This window comes from Bacillus sp. GMs2/2 (assembly GCF_050172095.1).
In the GTDB taxonomy this organism is placed as follows: Bacteria; Bacillota; Bacilli; order Bacillales; family Bacillaceae_G; genus Bacillus_A; species Bacillus_A cereus.
The window spans coordinates 1-1,280 of the sequence record NZ_JBNLYE010000692.1; the positions used below are offsets into that span (position 1 = coordinate 1).

The following is a 1,280-nucleotide window of genomic DNA, read 5'->3' on the forward strand; positions in this document are numbered from 1 at the left end:
AGAAAACAAATGTGATTTTAAGTATAGAATAGCTATAAATAACATGAACTTTTTAAAACTTATACACAATATTGAAATAGATACGATTAACTTAGAACAGCTTCATCCAGCAGAATTAGCGTTGTATTTTGTTTTAAAGAAAGAGTATTTAAAAGCAATAGAAATTTTAATGAAATTAAAAAATAAAAATAAGAAGCTGACGCCAATCCAGTATTGTTATTTAGGTCAAGCAAAAATGGACCTAGGTATAATAGCCGAATCAAAAAAGTTATTCATTGAAAATGGTGATTACTTTTTTGCCCAATATGCGACTAAGGCGTATAATGATTGTAAAGAATTGTTAAAATGTGGAGGCGTAAAATGAAAAAATTAGCCATTTTATGTACTGTATCATTAATTTTATTAAGTGGATTAAGTATTTCAGAAAAAAATAAGGTCCAAAATCCTAATAATGTGCAATATATGGTCGATCCTGGAGGAATGGGATGACTGTAGAAAAACAAAGAGTAACAAAAGACACCGTTTATACGGTGTCTTTTGTTACTTTATAAACAGTTTTTTAAATGTTTGAACTGGATTTCAGCGAACAAGAATATCAATTAACCTCAAAAAAAGGAGTGGTAATATGGAAAACATTCAAAAAAAAGCTAATTGCGAATCGCTTATTGTTCAAATTGTTCAGGCATGTAATGGAGATTTAGAAATCATGGGAAAATTAATTGATTTATATGATAGTACAAACCATTTGGATATTGATTACTCGTAATTAACTAAAAAGTATAGATAAATATATGTACTGTAATTTGTTATTATAATGTGCTCTACTCCTCGTGTTGCGATTGCATTTCAATTTCAATTTCCAGAAGTTGCGCCATCCTAAGAATTTCTTTTTCGATTCTAGGTTTGTGTTCTTCTGGAACATTTCTATATTTTTCAATCAAAATTTGAGCCATACGTTCGATTGGATCGGTTTCACTACCATCTTTCTCCAAAATTTCATTATCACTCATTTGATGGTGTAAAAGTCTTGATTCACTAACATTAAAAAACCTCGCGATTGTCGGTAGACGTTCAATCTTAGGAACTTTATCTCCATTTTCCCAGCTTGTTACGGTACTATATGGTGTATTTATGGCTTGGGCAAACTCTTTTCGACTAAGGCCTTTCATTGCTCTTAACTTGCGTATATTTTTCCCGAATATATTGTTATCCATTAGGTATAATCCTCCTTTTGATGCTTTAGTGTTATTTTTTATACTAAAGTGTTGACTTTCGGCTTT

Annotated in this window: 4 protein-coding genes; 3 read left to right on the plus strand and 1 reads right to left on the minus strand. The window is 30.4% G+C overall.

The genetic code is table 11. The annotated features are described in order from the left end of the window. The 3 genes from ACQGS6_RS28725 to ACQGS6_RS28735 all read left to right on the plus strand — a co-directional run. On the plus strand, nt 1-364 hold a 364-nt coding region (locus ACQGS6_RS28725; protein WP_426966046.1), incomplete at its 5' end, for an AimR family lysis-lysogeny pheromone receptor. Next, nucleotides 361-489 carry a hypothetical protein gene (locus ACQGS6_RS28730; RefSeq protein WP_255259297.1) on the plus strand — a complete coding sequence of 43 codons (129 nt, stop codon included), beginning with the start codon at nt 361-363 and terminating at the stop codon, nt 487-489. The genes ACQGS6_RS28725 and ACQGS6_RS28730, both read left to right, overlap by 4 nt. Nucleotides 490-625: 136 nt before the next feature. Beyond that, entirely contained in the window at nt 626-766 is a 141-nt protein-coding gene (locus tag ACQGS6_RS28735) for a hypothetical protein (protein ID WP_176542670.1), read from the plus strand. A 55-nt stretch (nt 767-821) separates the two neighbouring features. On the opposite strand, the gene ACQGS6_RS28740 is transcribed toward ACQGS6_RS28735, so the two are convergent. Next, a partial coding sequence (locus ACQGS6_RS28740; RefSeq protein ID WP_426966047.1) for a helix-turn-helix domain-containing protein occupies nt 822-1,280 on the minus strand: 459 nt, incomplete at its 5' end.

Bases quoted from the DNA above. Each gene is read 5' to 3' on its own strand.
- ACQGS6_RS28735 (WP_176542670.1), top strand. From the start codon at position 626: ATGGAAAACATTCAAAAAAAAGCTAATTGCGAATCGCTTATTGTTCAA.
- ACQGS6_RS28730 (WP_255259297.1), top strand. From the start codon at position 361: ATGAAAAAATTAGCCATTTTATGTACTGTATCATTAATTTTATTAAGT.